Genomic DNA, 15,740 nt, shown 5'->3' with positions numbered 1-15,740 from the left:
AACAACGTTACCTGCGCAGGGTGGCGCTCACCGCTCTGCACGCAGCAGCGAGGAGACGATGAACGCGCCCCCCAGCCCCGCCGTAATGATGCCGATGGGCAGTTCCTGATTGGGGATCAGGGTGCGGCTGAGCATGTCGCCGCCGGTCAGCAGCATCGCCCCCAGCAGGCCGCACATCGGCACGGACAAACGGTGGCGCACGCCCACCAGGCGCCGGGCCAGATAAGGCACCATCAGCCCGACAAAACCGATCACCCCCGTCAGCGATACGAGGAACGCCGTAGACAGCGCGCAGCACAGAAAGGTCTCGGTGCGCAGGCGCGCCACGTTGACCCCCATCGAGTGGGCGGTTTGCTCGCCCGCCAGAAGCGAGTCCAGCGCCCGCCAACGCAGCGCCGTAAACCCGGCCAGCAGCACGAAACTCACCAGCGGAATGACCAGGTTATCCCAACGCGCCAGCCCCAATCCGCCGAGCGACCAGAACAACACCGAGCCGGCCGCTCGCTGATCGCCGGAAAACACCAGGTAGCTGGTGAGCGCGCTGAACAAAAACGAGACCGCCAGGCCGCAGACGATGAGCTGATCGGCGCGCCTGACCCGGCTGACGCGAAACAGGATCATCACCGCCATCGCGGACAGAATGCCGCCGACGAAAGCGGACAGCGGCAATGTCAGCGCGCCCAGCGCATCGCCGAAGCGCGTGATGACCAGCACCGCCCCGGCGGAGGCGCCGGAGGAGAGCCCAAACAGAAAAGGATCGGCCAGTTCGTTGCGGGTGGTGGTCTGCAGCAGTGCACCGGTCATCGCCAGCCCGGCGCCGGTCAGCGCCGCCAACAGAGCCCTGGGCACGCGCAACTGCACGACGATGGTGTCCAACATGCCGGAGAGGGGCGCAGATGAAAACCCCAATGCCGCCATCGTTTGCCGCCATGACAGTACGACGCTGCCCAGCTGCAGGCTCCAGATCATTAACCCGCACAATGCCAACGACGCCAATGCCGCGAGCAGCATAAACCGCCCGGTCGGCGAGTTCATTCGCTAGCCGGCGCGTACAGCGCCCGCGCCAGCTTTTCAACCGCGCCGATGTTGGCCGGCCCCGGGGTCAGCTCCGCATACTGCAGTTTCAGATAACGATGATGCTGTACCGCGGGCGTCAATTTCATCAACGGATGAGACTCGAGGAAACGCCGCAGCGCATCGGCGCCTGACCCGGTCTGATAATCCAGCAGAATGATGAAGTCGGGCTCTGCCGCCGCCACCGCCTCCCAGGACGCCGTCGTCCAGCTCGCCGGCAAACCGCCCATCACGTTGCGGCCCCCCGCCGCCTCGATGATCGCCGTCGGCATGGCGTATCTGCCGCTGGTGAAAGGTTTCTCCTCTCCCGAGTCATAGACGAACACCTTGAGCGGCGCCTGCCCCGCCGGCCTGGCGGGAAGCGCAGCTAACCGGCGCTGCCAGCCCTCAACCAACGCGGCGGCCTCTCGCTGCTTGCCGAAAATCTTGCCGAGCTTCAGCTCGTCGTCATACAGCAGGTTCATATCGACCTTCTGCGGCCGGCCACCGGCCTGTACGCAGCTCTCGCTCAGCACCAGCGTTTTGATGCCGAACGGGGCGAGCTTCTCCGGCGTGACGTCGCCGCCGATCTTCATGCCGTAATTCCAGCCGGCGAAGAAGAAATCCGGCTGCGCCGCCAGCAACGTTTCCAAAGCGGGATATTTCGGTGCCAGTTCGGGAATCGCGCCCATCGCGGCCTTGAAGCCAGGCGTCAGTTTGTACCAACCGGTGATGCCGGTCAGCCCGACGATCCGATCCTGCAGGTGGAGCGCAAAGGCCATCTCAGCCATGTTGATATCGTTGATAACGGCGCGCTGCGGTGCCTGGTTAAAGGTGACCGGCGTACCGCAGCTGTCTACGGTGACGGGAAAACTTTCGGCCGCCGCCGACCTGGCGGCCAGCAGCATAAGCAGGATGAATACGCGTGTGTTCATGTTTCTCTCTGGTTTATCAAGCGCAATGGGGAACGTCAAAAATACGCAGCGTTTTCCCGCTGACGGGATGCGCTACATTGAAACTTTGCATGCCGAACACCGGCAAAATCACCGGCGTTTGCAACACCGCCTCGGGCGAACCGCAGGCCACCTGGCGGCTTTCGTTGAGCACCAGGATCCGATCGGCAAACGCCTCCGCCACGGGCAGATCGTGCAGAACCGCAATCACGGCGATATCTTTATTTTTTACTAACGACAGCAGCGCCGAGCGCCCGGGCGGATCGAGGTGATTGGTCGGTTCATCCAGCAGCAACAGGTCGGGAGACTGCGCCAACGCCCGGGCCAGCGCAGCGCGCTGACGCTGGCCGCCCGAGAGCCGCCCCAGCGGGTGGCGCCTGAGCGGCCCCAGCCCGGTTTCTTCGATGGCCTGGTCAACGATGCGCTTCGCCGCCGCCGGTTGCTCACCAAATGGCAAACGCCCTAAGGCGACATAATCCTCAAGCGACAGCCTTAGATCCGGCAGATCGTTTTGCGCCAGAAAGGCGATGCTTTTGGCGCGCTCCGCCGCCGACCAGTTTGACAAGGCGCGCCCGCGCCAGTAAATGTCGCCGCTGTCTGGCCGCGTTTCGCCGATCAGGGTGCGTAACAGGCTCGACTTGCCGCTGCCGTTAGGGCCGATCACCGCCAGCTTCTCACCGGCGCGGAGCGCGAAATGAATGTTGTCGAGTATCAATGCCCCGCCGTGGCCGGTCAGGCTCACCCCATCAACGTGGAGGATGTCGTGAATTGGGTTCATCATGCATTATTTGTTATATTATAACATATCATTATTTCTATCACGATTGCCCGCCCTCTGCAAAAGCGAATCGCAACGTCTCTTGCCATACGCACTCAGCGCGCAAGCCGGAACAGGGTATCCACTCCGCTGCGGCTTGCTTTTGCGTCAAAATTGCGCCGTTAAAGCAACATAACATATCCTTTAATTAATGATAATGATTTTCATTATCATTAACGTGCCTGCGATTTACGATTGCGTCCCACGGCGAACTTGGTTATGTTTGAAACGGTTAATTTCATTCCCGATGTGCAGGAACCTAAATGACTCACTTTGCGCACAGCACAGATCCCACCAACGCGACCGCCCCGGCCGTCGTTTTGCTGTGTGCTTCCTCCGCTCCACCCGCCGTTTCCTCTGTCGTTTCAGCGGTTGCCGCTTACCCGCCACGCATTGTGGTCGTGCGCTAAGCCAAACCGACTTTTTACCTCCGGCTTATGTTGATCTGTTGCGTTCAGGCGTAGACCGCCGCGCGCGCCGGAGCCTGTAATTTTCACGACAGGTGAAATTGATATGCGATTACCTTCTCTCTGGGCCAATGCCGGCCTGGCTACGCTGTTCGTCCTGCTTTGGAGCAGCGGCGCTATTTTCTCCCGTTGGGGGTTGGAACACGCTTCCGCCTTCGCTTTTCTGTTCTTCCGCTGCGCCATCGCACTGGCGGTGCTGTTGGCTATCGGCCTGTGGCGGCGCCAGTGCCTGCCCGCCCCCGGCACCCGTCGACGCGTCGCGCTGATCGGCGTGCTGATGATCGGCGGCTATCAGATCTGTTATCTGCTGGCGCTGGAACAGGGCATTACGCCCGGGGTGCTGGCGACGCTGCTCGGCGTACAGCCGATCCTCACCCAGTTCATCACCGAACGGCGTTGCGCCGGGCTGCGCGCCTGCGGGTTGGTGCTGGCGTTGGCCGGGCTGACGCTGGTGGTGTACCAAAGCCTGATGGTGGCCAACTTCTCGCCGAGCGGCATGCTGTTCGCCTTTATCGCTCTGGGCTGCATGACCGCCGGCACCCTGCTGCAAAAAGGCATGGCCCAGCCGCCGCTGGCGGTCTTGCCGCTGCAGTACGCTATCGGGCTGTTGATGTGTGCGTTGGCGCTGCCGTTTGAGCCGCTGCGGGTCGACTGGCGGCCTGAGTTCGTGCTGCCGCTGCTGTGGATGGCGGTGGTGATCTCGGTGCTGGCGACTTTCCTGCTGTATCGCCTGATCCAGCGCGGCAACCTGGTGCAGGTCACCAGCCTGTTCTATCTGATCCCGGCGGTCACCGCCCTGCTGGATTACCTGCTGCTCGGCCACGCGTTAGCCGCGCTGAGCCTGCTGGGCATGGCGGGCATCGTGCTCGGCGTGATGCTGGTTTTCCGCTGCGCATAAAAGCAAAAGCCCCCGCGCCGTTCCACCGGCGCGGGGGCGACAACAACTACCGTTAACTCAGAACAACCAGGAACCGTACCCCCACAGCAGCACCGTCACCCCAAGCAGCAGCTCGAGCAGCAGAATGCCGATAGCGAAGGTCGAGCTGGAGAAGATGAACCCTTCCTTACTGTCGATATTCAGGAAGTGCGGGATCCCCAGATTCAGCAGATAGCCCGAATAGCACAGGCCGATAATGCCGACAAACAGACACAGCCAGACGACCGGATAAAGCGCCACCACCCCGCTGAGGAACATCGGGGTCGCCACGTAGCCGGCGAACACCATGCAGCGGTGCAGACTTGGGCGCGATTCATAACGCCGCGCCATCCAGTGAATGACTTTCCCCATGGCCGCTACGCCCGCCAGCATCAGCAGGTAGAAAGCCACGGCGGTATAAAACGCGGTAAACATGTCGAGCCTGATGGCATGTCCCTCGCCGGAGAGCCAGCCCAACTGGGTGGTGCCGATAAAGGCGCAGACCACCGGGATTGCTGCCAAGAGCAACACGTGATGGGTGTATAGGTGCGAGACACTTTCATTCTCGCTTTTGATCTGTTCGAACTCGGCGCTGGGATGCGCCAGAAGTCCCCAAACATGACTGACCATGAGACACCTCCTATCTCGCCGTAGGCCGCGATCGGCGAACGAATTTCACACCTCCGACGGACAGCTACCCGTGCGAGGATTGCGGCCACGGGGCTCTCTCCCCTGTACTAATTATAGTCTTTCGGCGAAAAAACGTGCGGAAAGCGCAACGCCGCGGCGCTTTGTCTTATACTCCCCCCATCAAATCCAGACTGTGAGGAAGGTTATGCCATCCGTTATCACCACCCGCCAGGCGGGGATCGTCGACGTCGACGCCGGGCGCAACGTCACCGTTGTCGAGCCCTGCAATCTGTACGGCTGCCGGCTCGGCGACGATGTCTTCGTCGGCCCGTTCGTCGAGATCCAGCGCCACGTCAGCATTGGCGCGCGTAGTAAAATTCAGTCGCACAGCTTTATCTGCGAATACGTCACGCTCGGCGAAGAGTGCTTTGTCGGCCACGGCGTCACCTTCGCCAACGATCTGTTCAAAGACGGTGCGCCCAATGCCGATCCAGCCAGCTGGGGGCGCACGCGCATCGGCGATCGGGTGTCCATCGGCTCCGGCGCCACGGTCTTGGCGGTGGAGATCTGCAGTGGCGCGGTGATCGGCGCCGGGGCGGTCGTGACCCGCGATATCACCCGCAAGGGGATCTATGCCGGCAACCCGGCGCGCCTGCTGCGGGAGCTGCCGTCATGAACCCGGCCATCCGCATCACGGCCATTGAGGCGTTGCCCGCCGATTATTTGGCCTGCGGCGATTTCAGCTTTACCGTCGCCAGCTACGCCCTGCCGCAGTTCGACAGCCCGGTCGACAGCTGGCCAACCCGCCCGGTCGCGCCGTTTCGCAAACAGTATCCGCTGGCGCCGCTCGCCAACGACGACAGCGTCACCTTCCTGGCGTATCGCCAGAACGAAGCCGTTGGCCATATCACGCTGAGCAAAAACTGGAACGGTTACACCCTGATCGATGAGATCGCCGTCAGCGCTCACGCGCGCCGTCAGGGCATCGCCGGGGCGCTGCTGGACTGCGCCAAACAGTGGGCACGGCTGCAGGAAACCTCAGGTATGATGCTCGAAACGCAGAACAACAATCTGGCGGCCTGCCGCTGCTACCAGCATTACGGGTTTATCCTCGGCGGCATCGATCGTTTACTGTATCGCGCCGAGCCGGAGATCGCCGATCACGAGATCGCACTGTTCTGGTATTTGCCGTTCAATAACGAAATCGGTTACTGATTTATCGGGCCTCATTGAGGTTATGTTTACTTTTTAACCCCTACCATCGGATGAGAACTGTTATCACTTACTATGATAACCCAGCGACACCCATGGAGGGCCGTATGAACAAGAACAAGGTTGTTTTACTGATGTTAGCTATCGCCATGAGCGGATGCGCCGAGCGCCCCACCCCGGCAACGCCGCCGCCCGACGTCACCGTTGCGCCGCCGAGCGTGCAGCCGGAGATGGACGCCAGCACCCGCAGCAAGCTGCGTGAGATCCTCGCGCTGCGCGCCGGTTGGCCCGCCGCTCAGCCACATGGCCGCACCGTCGATTTGATTTCGCGCGAGTTTCTCGGCACCCCCTATCTCGCCAATCGCCTGATCGGCTCGCAGAACACGCCCGAGCAGCTGGTGATCGACTTCCGCGGGCTGGATTGCTTCACCTACATCGATTATGTGGAAGCGCTCAGCACCGCCCGCAGCGAGGGCGAGTTCGTACAGCGGCTGATAGATATCCGCTACGTCGACGGCAAAATCGCCTTCCCGCAGCGCAAGCACTTCTTCACCGACTGGGCGCAGCGGCCGCACAAGGTGGCCGAAGACATCACCGCGCAGCTCAGCCCGCACGCCGTCACCCTCGTGAAAAACCTCAACCAGAAGGCGGACGGCAGCAGCTACCTGCCCGGTTTGCCCAACGTACAGCGCAGCGTGACCTATATCCCCAGCGACAACGTCGACGACAAGGTGCTGGCCCAGCTGCGCACCGGCGATTATATCGGCATTTACACCAACCTGGACGGGCTGGATGTCACCCACACCGGCATCTACGTGATGACCGACAACGGCCCGGTGCTGCGCAACGCCTCCTCGCGCAAGGCCAACATGCAGGTGGTCGATTCGCCCTTTATGGATTACGTGATGGCTACGCCGGGCATCGTGGTGCTGCGTTCGCTCAGCCGATAATCCCCCCGTCGCATAACGGCTATAAGCTATAGCCGTTTATGCTGAACGAGCGTTTGACTTCATCGGCAGTTCAGGCTTAGCTGTAAGAACAAAAAACAACTGATTTTATTGTTCTTTTCAGGGAGACTTCGATGACCTTACGCTGGCGTATCACCCCTCTGGCGGCGGCCTTCGCCGCCGTATTGGCGCTTCAGGGCTGCGATCAAAAAACCGACCAAAACCATATCAAAGTCGGCGTCATCAACGGCGCGGAACAGGACGTGGCGGAGGTCGCCAGACAGGTGGCGAAAGAAAAATACGGGCTGGAGGTCGAGCTGGTGGGCTTTAGCGGTTCGCTGCTGCCGAACGACGCCACCGACAAAGGCGAACTGGACGCCAACGTGTTCCAGCACCGCCCGTTCCTCGAACAGCAAAACAAAGATCACGGCTATAAGCTGGTAGCGGTCGGTAACACCTTCGTCTTCCCGATGGCCGGCTACTCCAAAAAGATAAAATCGCTCAAAGAGCTGCCGGACGGCGCAGTGATCGCTATTCCGCTCGATCCGACCAACCTGGGGCGCGCCCTGCTGCTGCTGGAAAAAACCGGCCTGATTACCCTGAAACAAGGCAAGGGGCTGCTGCCCACCGCCCTGGACATCAGCGCCAACCCGCATCATTACCAGATCATGGAGCTGGAAGGCGCGCAACTGCCGCACGTGCTGGACGATCCGAAGGTCACCGTCGCCGTTATCAGCACCACCTACATCAATCAAACCGGCCTGACGCCGACCAAAGACGGCATTTTCATCGAGGATAAAAACTCACCGTACACCAACATCATCGTCACCCGCGAAGACAATAAGGACGCGCCGAACGTGCAGAACTTCATCAAGGCCTATGAGTCGGACGAAGTGGCCAAGGCCGCCGAGAAAATCTTCAACGGCGGCGCGGTGAAAGGCTGGTAAATTCGGCCACCATCAAGGCGGATTCTGCGTACGAATCCGCAATTTTTCACTTTCATTTGCCGTTTCCTTACGCCACACCTTTCTCTCAACGCAAAACGCCCGCATGCTCATTCCTCCATAACACGGATTGTTCGCAACAAAGGAGTGTATCGATGCCGATCAAATTTTCCCCCAAGGTCGGGGAAATTCTTGAGTGCAACTATGGCAACTACCCACTATCACTCTGCCAACCGCATGAAGCCGGCTTTTATGATGGCCACATTCCGCCAGAAATGGTGAAGAACCGTTTAGTTGTTGTGTTAAATGGCAAAATTAACGGCAATGCCTGCATTATCGTACCGCTGTCGACCACCAGAGATTCGAATAAGATCCAACAAGGGTTGCACATAGAGATCACACGAGAACTCATCGAAGATATGAGATTCTTTCATCCGCAAACGCGTTGGGCAAAGGGCGATCTGGTGCAGCAAGTCAGCCGTCAACGGCTGAGCAGAGCCCGTAAAGAGAGAGGTTTTCTTACCCAGTGTCTGTCACGCGAGCTTGTTGCTGACATCCAACGCGCCGTCATTAAGTCGATCAATGCCCGCAATATGCTGTTCTGACCAGTACGCTGTTGTTGACAAAACAGACAAATCAGGTGAAATTGTCGCCGTAGCCGATAAAGGCCCTTATGCTATACCCTCCCTTTCAGGGACCTGCGAAGCCCAGCCACCAAGCTGGGCTTTTGCCTATCAAGCGCCCACTGATTTCTTATCTTTCCGCTCTTGCCCCCTCAGCCTTTCTACCCTGACCGATGCGCGGCGAACGTTCCCATAGGGTTGTCTTATCTCACCATAACAAAACCCGATTTACCCCGACGGCGGGCGGCGCGCATAATGCCGTTTATCCGCTGATTTTCAAGGTAAACAGACCCGCCATGACGCTCTTAGCCCCCGCACTCAGCCTCCTCGACGCCACGCCGGACGACATGGCCGCCGTGCTGCGTATTTACACCCACCACGTGCTGACAGGCGCGGCTTCGTTTGAAGAACAGCCGCCGACGTTGGCAGAAATGCAGCTGCGGCTGAGCAAGGTGCAGGAAGCCGGCCTGCCCTGGCTGGTGGCGAAAAGCGAAGGCCGTATTGTGGGCTACTGCTATGCCACGCCGTATCGCCCCCGGCCGGCTTACCGCTTTACCGTAGAAGACTCGGTATACATCGCCGAGGGGCAACAGGGTAAAGGCGTCGGCAAAACACTTCTGAGCGCGCTGATCGCCCGCTGCGAGCAAGGCCCCTGGCGCCAGATGCTGGCGATCGTCGGCGACTCCGCCGCCAACCGCGGCTCGCTGGCGCTGCACCAGTCGCTCGGCTTCACCAGCGTCGGGACGTTAAAAGCGGTAGGGTTCAAGCTGGGGGAGTGGCGCGACACCCACATCATGCAGCGCGCGCTGGGCGCGGGTGATAAACAGCATCCTTGAATGCATGGCGACGCGCGATGGGGAGATAGCGTCTATAGTGAAGAATGATTTCATTGAGTTAGCGCCAACCGCGCGCCACATTTAACGGGTAAGGGAGAATCAAATGAAAATTATTCTGTGGATTGTCGCCATCATCTTTATCGTGGGTTTGTTGACGATTACCGGCGTTCTCAAACTGATTTTTTAAAACGCCTCGCCCCTCCCGGGGCGAGACTTTTCATCATGCCTTGAAACGCGCGCGCGTTGCGCCCAGCGCCGACACCACCGCCAGCACTACGCCGCCGGCCACCAGACCGAACGCCACGTTCAACAGCGCCGGAACCACACCCTGCAGAATATGGCCAAACGTCGGCACCACGGTGGTGTACGAGGCCCAGTCTTCGAACAGATGATGTACCGGCGGCAAACCGTGGGTCAGGATGCCGCCGCCGACCATAAACATGGCGACGGTGCCGACGATCGACAGCGTTTTCATCAAATAAGGCGCGGCGCGCACGATGCCGCCGCCGAGGGAGCGCGCCAACGCGCTGCCTTTGCGGCTCAGATACAACCCCAGATCGTCCAGCCTGACGATGCCGGCGACGATGCCATACACGCCGAGCGTCATCACGACGGCGATGCCGCACAAGACGATCACCTGCTGGCTGAAGGTGGCGCCGGCGACGGTGCCCAGCGTGATGGCGATAATCTCGGCGGAGAGCACAAAGTCGGTACGTATCGCCCCTTTCACCTTGCGCTTCTCATAAGCTGCAGCGTCCTCATTGGCGCCGGGCCCGTCGGATTTATCTTCCTGCGCCGGCTTGCCGGGGCTCAGGCTGTGGAACACCTTTTCGAACCCTTCGTAGCATAGGTAGGCGCCGCCCACCATCAGCAACGGCGTAATCGCCCAGGGCGCGAAGGCGCTGATCAAGAGTGCCAACGGCACCAGGATCGCCTTGTTGATCAGCGACCCTTTGGCAACGCTCCACACCACCGGCAGCTCGCGATCGGCTTTAACGCCGGTCACCTGCTGCGCGTTGAGCGCCAGATCGTCCCCCAGCACACCGGCGGTTTTTTTGGCCGCCATCTTGGTCATTAAAGAGACATCGTCCAGCAACGAAGCGATGTCGTCGATAAGGGTAAGTAAGCTACTTCCTGCCAAAATGATTCATCCTTTTCACATTCACTATCCGTTTAGCATAGCGGTAAAGCGTGATGAAAGGATATGGGAGGATATCGGAAAACGCCGGGCGGGCGCTTGCCGCCCGGCGCCGGCGTTACAGCGCTACGCTGCCCAGAATGAAGGTGACGGTAATGACCGACAGCAGCGTCGTCCAGGTGATGATGGAAGCCATCGCTTCATGGTCGCCCCCCATTTGCCGCGCCAGAATATAGGCGTTGCCGGCGCAAGGCACAGCGGAATAGAGAATGGCGATGCTGGCGGGCACGCCGGTGGCGCCAAAATAGTGCACCAGCGCGATGGTAATCAGCGGCATGGCCACCAATTTCAGCACGGTCGCATAAGAGATGGAAACCAATTTGCGGATATGCATGCTGACGATCAACCCTGCACCGACCGACATCAGGCTCAGCGGCGTGGCGGCGTTGGAGAGATAAACGAACAGCTGTTTTAGCGCACCGGTGATATGCAGGTTGCACAGATTCATCAACACCCCGAACAACGCGCCGATGATCAGCGGGTTCTTCGTCAGCGCCAGCAGCGCGCCGCTCAGGCTTTTCTTACTGCCGGTGCCGTAGTGGTTCATCACCAACACGCTCATGATGTTGGTCAGAATGATCATGTACGCCACGAAGAAGCCGGACAGCGCCACCCCCTCACTGCCGAACAGCGATTGCGACAGCGCGATGAATACATAAGAGTTATACCTGACTCCCCCCTGAAAAATGGAGGTAAACAGATCCGCCGATGTATTGAAAAACAGCTTGCCAACGAAAATAATCAACGCAATGGCCAATGTGGAAATAATGGTCGCCACAACGGGATAGAAGCTGTCCGCGCCGCTAAAGTCCGCTTCGCTGATATCCAATATCAACAGCGCCGGAAAAAACAGGTAATAAACGAATTTGTCAGAAAAGCCCCAAAAAACGGCGACATCTTTAACATAAAGCTTTGACAAATAGCCCAGCACAATTAACAAAAAAATCGGCAATATAGAAAGAAAAACGTTCAGCATGAATAATAACCTTAAATCGAGAAAATACGTTCTTCAACCTGATTGAGGTTGCGGTGATTCCACAAGCTTGCCGAAATGAAGACCCGTTGCACCCAGCGCAACGGCGTATCTTTTTCATCGAAGGAAGGCGTAAACTTATCGCGCGAATGCAATGCAAAGCGATTGTCGATGTAAACCAAATCGCCCGGGCAAATATCGATGCCGATGGCGTTTTCTTTCACCAGACCATAGAAACGTTCCAGCGCGGCTTCCGCCCGTGGCGTGCTGGCCGCAATCATGCCGGGATAGAAGACCGCGCTCACATCTGGCAACACGTGGTTTTGCGAGATCAGCGGCACCAGCGCGGTTTCTTCACGCCCGGCCTGAGTGGATTGGCGCCAGCGGTACGGCAGCTTGATGCTGTACAGCGGGCTGGCCAGCGTTTCGACGTCCTCGCGGCTCAGTTGAGCGATCGCCAGACGCGAGTCGGAGATGCGCGTCATCGGGCTGTGCGGATCGCGGCGCACGCCGGCCAACAGCAGGCCCATCGGCGAAACGTTAAACTGCTCCAGGTGTTTCAGGGCCGCATTTTCAATATGGAAGTCCAGTTCAACATCGAATCCCAGACCGGTATATTCTTTTTTAGCTTCGCGTTTAGGGATCAGATTATTGATCAGTTCTTTCCCTTCGAAATACATCGAATAAGGTTCGCCGATGAGCGAAGAGATACCGACCAACAGGTTTTCGCTGATATTACCGGATTTAGCCGAAGGCGTATATTGGTTCGGACAAGGGGAAAAGAACACTTCTTTATCCACCGGCACATTTTTTAAAATAAGATAAGGCCGTGGTTTGATCGACGCTTTTTGCTGGCTTAATGCGGCGCTTAATCTGTGGGGCAAATGGGTGATCATGGTCGAGCGTATGGCGTGAATATAAGCATCGCCGCCGGCGGGATCGTAAGCAATTCTATCTAATGCCGAAAATAACTCGTTTCGTTCCTGATCCGTCAATTGAAAGACGTTTTGGTAATCCATCCTGAGCATTCCTTGACAATAAGAATATCATTAGCAAGCCTAATGAAAGCGGCGGGATGTTAACATTTTGCATTCAAAATCATAAAGATTTATTAACCAGTTTCGTGATCTCAATCACTACTCCTCCGTCCAGTTAATGACGGAGAAGAAGTGTGTAATAAACAAGCAGTTAAATAGGTGCGTCGCAATCGGAGGCGATCGTGAACGCACGCGAAATATGTTGAAGGACCGGGCGATGGGCATCAAATACGCACGATAAATGCGTACTGCCCTCAAGCAAACCAAATGCCACATACACGCTGCCATGCTGTTCGACAAAGCGCTGCATCGATTGCGCATTGAACAACTCGTCCTGGGCTGCCGCCAGCAGCAAAGTCGGTAATCGCAACGCCGCCAATTGCTTTGCCGGGGCGCGCGGCGTCAACGCGTTAGCCATATTGACACTGTATTGGCAGACAAAATCGGGGGAGGTGGCCAGCACGGCCGGGGGAAAATTCAGGCTGACCGCCCGAGATTGCCCGAACCATCGCCCACCGCTGAGCGCATTGGCCACAAAGGGCCATTGGCGCACCTGAGCAAAACGGGCCGCCGCCGTCAGATCGCGGGCTATCCCGGAAAATGGCCCCAGCTCCGGCGCCAGCATGATCAGGCTATCCGCCTGCTGCTCGCAAGGATAACGGGTCAAGTAGTTGAGCAACATCCCGGCGCCGCTGGAATGACCAAGCAGGTGCCTGCGCGCCAACGGAAAACGCAGGCGCATTTCCGCCAGGATGACATCGACATCGCGCCAAATACGCTCAGGCCGCTCAACCGTTCCCCGCTCTCCGGCGGAATCGCCATGTCCGCGAATATCGACCAGGCACACCGCGAGCGTTGGCTCGGCCGCCAACTGGCGCGCCAGGACGTCATACCCGGCAGCGCTGTTAACCCCGCCGCCGTGATACACCACCATCACGTCTTCACTCGCGGCAGTTTGCCGATACAGGCGATAGCTCAATCCCTCAACGCGACCGGACGACATCTCCACGTGCCCGCCCGGCCACTCGCCGTAAGACTTCGCTTGCTCAACATAGCGGTCAAAATCAATCAAAGCGCACCTTTCCATGAATGTTGTCGGTATTGCCCACGGCAGAATTCCCTGCCACCACGGGGGTAAGCATATGAAACAACTGCAGGCACTACCATGCCTTTTGCACGCCCCTGGCGTCAGGGCAGATCGCCCGCCGGCACATTGAGCTGCCAGGAGAGGCCGAAACGATCGTTCAGCCAACCGAAACGGGCACTGAAGCCGTAATCATCGAGCGGCATCAGCACCTTGCCGCCTTCCGCCAGGCGGTGAAAGGCCTGTTCAAGCGCCTCTTCGTTAGGCAAGTTGATGAACAGCGACACCGCCGGGGTGAAGCTGAAGTCATGGCTGATCGGGCTGTCGATGAACACCAGGTTCTGCCGGTCGAAATCGATGGTGGCATGCTTGATCAACCGCCGGCCGTCCGGCGTCGGGTCGTAATGCTGCACCTGCATGAGCCGAAAACGCTCGAACACCTGGCTGTAGAGGTCGATCGCCTGTTGCGCCTCTCCCTGGAACATGACAAAAGTCGACACCTGACTCATAACATCCCCTCCGACAAACGTTGTGGTATTAATGGAGGATAGCGGATTACCGCTAAAGCGGCGGAAAGGAGCAACCATGAGCATCATTCATCGTCTGGCGCAGCCGGACGATCTCAACGGCCTGTTGGCCCTGTATCGCGAGCTGCGTCCGCAGGACGCGCCGCTGCGCACCGACAATGCGCGCCGTGCCCTGCAGCGCCTGCTGGACGATCCGGCGATCCGTCTGGTGGTGGCGGCAAAGGAAGAACAACCGATCGCCACCTGCATGATGGCGCTGATCCCAGGGCTGGCGCACCAGGCACAGCCGTTCGGCGTCATCGAACACGTGGTGACGGCGGAGCCCTATCGCGGCCACGGCGTGGCGCTCGCCATGATTGAATACGCGCTGCAGCTGGCCTGGCGCAAGGGCTGTTACAAGGTGATGCTGCTGTCGGGGCAGCAACGCACCGGCGCGCACCAGCTTTATCTCAAAGCCGGGTTCGACGGCGATCGCGAGCGGGGATTTGTCATCAGGCGGCCCGAGGGCCGATAGCGGCCTGCCGCCAACGGGCAGGCCGCCAGGCGGGTCATTCGGTGGCGTTTTTCGCCAGGCTGGCGTCTTTTTGGCGGCGATAGTCGCGGGCGGCGGCCGGGATCGGCGTCACCTTGCCGGTCTCAATCCAGCTGCGCAGCCGGTTGGCGTCGGCGAAGTGGGTATATTTGCCGAAGGCGTCCAGCACCACCAGCGACACAGAACGGTTGCCGATCACGGTGCGCATCGCCAGGCAGTGTCCCGCCTGATTGGTGAAACCGGTCTTGGTCAGCTGAATATTCCATTTCGGGTTGTACACCAAGTGGTTGGTGTTGCGGAACGGCAGCGTGTAGTTGGGATCCTTGAAGCTGGCCATGCGCTCGGTGGTGGTGCTGAGCTGGCCGATCAACGGATATTGCTTGGTGGCGATCAGCAGCTTGGTCAGATCGCGCGCCGTCGACACGTTGTGGATAGAGAGCCCGGTCGGTTCGACGTAATGGGTATTGGTCATGCCGAGCGCCCTGGCCTTGGCGTTCATCGCTTTGATAAAGGCGTTGTAGCCGCCCGGATAGTGGTGCGCCAGGCTGGCGGCGGCGCGGTTTTCCGACGACATCAGCGCCAGCAGCAGCATATCCTTGCGGCTGATTTCGCTGTTCAGCCGCACCCGCGAATAGACCCCTTTCATCTCCGGCGTCTGGTGGATATCCACCGACAACATCTCGTCGAGCGGCAGGTGTGCGTCCAGCGTGACCATGGCGGTCATCAGCTTGGTAATCGAGGCGATCGGCACCACTTCATCCGGGTTGCGCGCATACATCACTTTATGGGTTTGCATATCGACGACCATCGCGCTGCCGGAAGCCAGCTCCGGCTGGGTGGCGTGCAGAGCGGCGGCGTTGTCGCTGGCCAGCGCGCGCGGCGCAAAGCCTGCGCCCGCCTGCAAAGCGAGCAGGGTCAGAACCAAAACACGTATTTTCACAGGCATTACTCTGAAATGGGGGCTTGAACTCAGCGAATTATATGTGAGGGT

At 59.0% G+C, this 15,740-nt stretch carries 18 protein-coding genes; 8 read left to right on the top strand and 10 right to left on the bottom strand.

All coding sequences use genetic code 11. The features are described 5' to 3' along the window. Positions 1-27: 27 nt before the first annotated feature. From GKN89_RS07865 to GKN89_RS07855, 3 genes are read right to left on the bottom strand one after another with little or no spacing between them, the layout of a single operon-like run. Positions 28-1,035: an iron ABC transporter permease gene (locus GKN89_RS07865; protein ID WP_154746730.1), complete on the bottom strand. Its 1,008-nt coding sequence runs from the start codon at positions 1,033-1,035 to the stop codon at positions 28-30. Continuing rightward, a complete protein-coding gene (locus GKN89_RS07860; protein WP_154746729.1) occupies positions 1,032-1,988 on the bottom strand; it encodes an ABC transporter substrate-binding protein in 957 nt (318 codons plus the stop codon). Before GKN89_RS07860 ends, GKN89_RS07865 begins: the two co-directional genes overlap by 4 nt. A gap of 16 nt (positions 1,989-2,004) precedes the next feature. Next, positions 2,005-2,721 carry an ABC transporter ATP-binding protein gene (locus GKN89_RS07855; RefSeq protein WP_154747040.1) on the bottom strand — a complete coding sequence of 239 codons (717 nt, stop codon included), beginning with the start codon at positions 2,719-2,721 and terminating at the stop codon, positions 2,005-2,007. Positions 2,722-3,336: 615 nt separating this feature from the next. Between GKN89_RS07855 and GKN89_RS07850 the strand changes: the two genes are divergently transcribed. Then, entirely contained in the window at positions 3,337-4,188 is an 852-nt protein-coding gene (locus tag GKN89_RS07850; RefSeq protein ID WP_019453943.1) for a DMT family transporter, read from the top strand. 57 nt (positions 4,189-4,245) lie between these two features. Here GKN89_RS07850 and GKN89_RS07845 read toward each other — a convergent pair whose 3' ends face one another. Then, complete coding sequence (locus GKN89_RS07845; protein ID WP_019453944.1) at positions 4,246-4,836, bottom strand: Yip1 family protein; 591 nt, start codon at positions 4,834-4,836, stop codon at positions 4,246-4,248. 205 nt (positions 4,837-5,041) lie between these two features. Between GKN89_RS07845 and GKN89_RS07840 the strand changes: the two genes are divergently transcribed. The 6 genes from GKN89_RS07840 to GKN89_RS07815 all read left to right on the top strand — a co-directional run bounded on the left by GKN89_RS07840 (position 5,042) and on the right by GKN89_RS07815 (position 9,398). Then, positions 5,042-5,512: an acyltransferase gene (locus GKN89_RS07840; RefSeq protein ID WP_019453945.1), complete on the top strand. Its 471-nt coding sequence runs from the start codon at positions 5,042-5,044 to the stop codon at positions 5,510-5,512. Further along, positions 5,509-6,051: a GNAT family N-acetyltransferase gene (locus GKN89_RS07835; RefSeq protein ID WP_019453946.1), complete on the top strand. Its 543-nt coding sequence runs from the start codon at positions 5,509-5,511 to the stop codon at positions 6,049-6,051. The genes GKN89_RS07840 and GKN89_RS07835 overlap by 4 nt, the downstream gene beginning before the upstream one ends. Before the next feature lie 104 nt (positions 6,052-6,155). After that, positions 6,156-6,998, top strand: a complete 843-nt coding sequence (locus GKN89_RS07830; RefSeq protein ID WP_063918953.1) for a DUF1460 domain-containing protein — start codon at positions 6,156-6,158, stop codon at positions 6,996-6,998. 131 nt (positions 6,999-7,129) lie between these two features. Continuing rightward, on the top strand, positions 7,130-7,942 hold the full coding sequence (locus GKN89_RS07825) for a MetQ/NlpA family lipoprotein (protein ID WP_019453948.1): 813 nt from the start codon (positions 7,130-7,132) through the stop codon (positions 7,940-7,942). Between the two features lie 152 nt (positions 7,943-8,094). After that, complete coding sequence (locus GKN89_RS07820) at positions 8,095-8,544, top strand: type II toxin-antitoxin system PemK/MazF family toxin (RefSeq protein WP_019453949.1); 450 nt, start codon at positions 8,095-8,097, stop codon at positions 8,542-8,544. A 314-nt stretch (positions 8,545-8,858) separates the two neighbouring features. Beyond that, entirely contained in the window at positions 8,859-9,398 is a 540-nt protein-coding gene (locus GKN89_RS07815) for a GNAT family N-acetyltransferase (RefSeq protein WP_154746728.1), read from the top strand. A 220-nt stretch (positions 9,399-9,618) separates the two neighbouring features. Here GKN89_RS07815 and GKN89_RS07810 read toward each other — a convergent pair whose 3' ends face one another. The 5 genes from GKN89_RS07810 to GKN89_RS07790 form a co-directional block, all read right to left on the bottom strand. Next, complete coding sequence (locus tag GKN89_RS07810; RefSeq protein WP_154746727.1) at positions 9,619-10,539, bottom strand: DUF808 domain-containing protein; 921 nt, start codon at positions 10,537-10,539, stop codon at positions 9,619-9,621. Positions 10,540-10,654: 115 nt separating this feature from the next. Next, entirely contained in the window at positions 10,655-11,572 is a 918-nt protein-coding gene (locus tag GKN89_RS07805) for an AEC family transporter (RefSeq protein WP_019453952.1), read from the bottom strand. Between the two features lie 11 nt (positions 11,573-11,583). Further along, the gene (locus GKN89_RS07800; protein ID WP_019453953.1) at positions 11,584-12,588 is read right to left on the bottom strand and encodes a TauD/TfdA family dioxygenase; all 1,005 of its coding nucleotides are present in this window, start codon (positions 12,586-12,588) and stop codon (positions 11,584-11,586) included. Between the two features lie 169 nt (positions 12,589-12,757). Further along, positions 12,758-13,678 carry an alpha/beta fold hydrolase gene (locus tag GKN89_RS07795; protein ID WP_025160018.1) on the bottom strand — a complete coding sequence of 307 codons (921 nt, stop codon included), beginning with the start codon at positions 13,676-13,678 and terminating at the stop codon, positions 12,758-12,760. Between the two features lie 116 nt (positions 13,679-13,794). Further along, positions 13,795-14,199: a VOC family protein gene (locus GKN89_RS07790; protein ID WP_019453955.1), complete on the bottom strand. Its 405-nt coding sequence runs from the start codon at positions 14,197-14,199 to the stop codon at positions 13,795-13,797. A 76-nt stretch (positions 14,200-14,275) separates the two neighbouring features. Here GKN89_RS07790 and GKN89_RS07785 point away from each other — a divergent pair, with 76 nt between their 5' ends. After that, complete coding sequence (locus tag GKN89_RS07785; protein ID WP_230328956.1) at positions 14,276-14,731, top strand: GNAT family N-acetyltransferase; 456 nt, start codon at positions 14,276-14,278, stop codon at positions 14,729-14,731. 34 nt (positions 14,732-14,765) lie between these two features. On the opposite strand, the gene pbpG is transcribed toward GKN89_RS07785, so the two are convergent. Next, a complete protein-coding gene (gene pbpG / locus GKN89_RS07780) occupies positions 14,766-15,695 on the bottom strand; it encodes a D-alanyl-D-alanine endopeptidase (RefSeq protein ID WP_025160019.1) in 930 nt (309 codons plus the stop codon). Between the last annotated feature and the right edge of the window lie 45 nt (positions 15,696-15,740).

It is taken from the genome of Serratia sp. YC16, from assembly GCF_009707615.1.
Lineage (GTDB): Bacteria > Pseudomonadota > Gammaproteobacteria > Enterobacterales > Enterobacteriaceae > Serratia > Serratia surfactantfaciens.
This window is presented reverse-complemented; position numbering and strand designations above follow the sequence as displayed.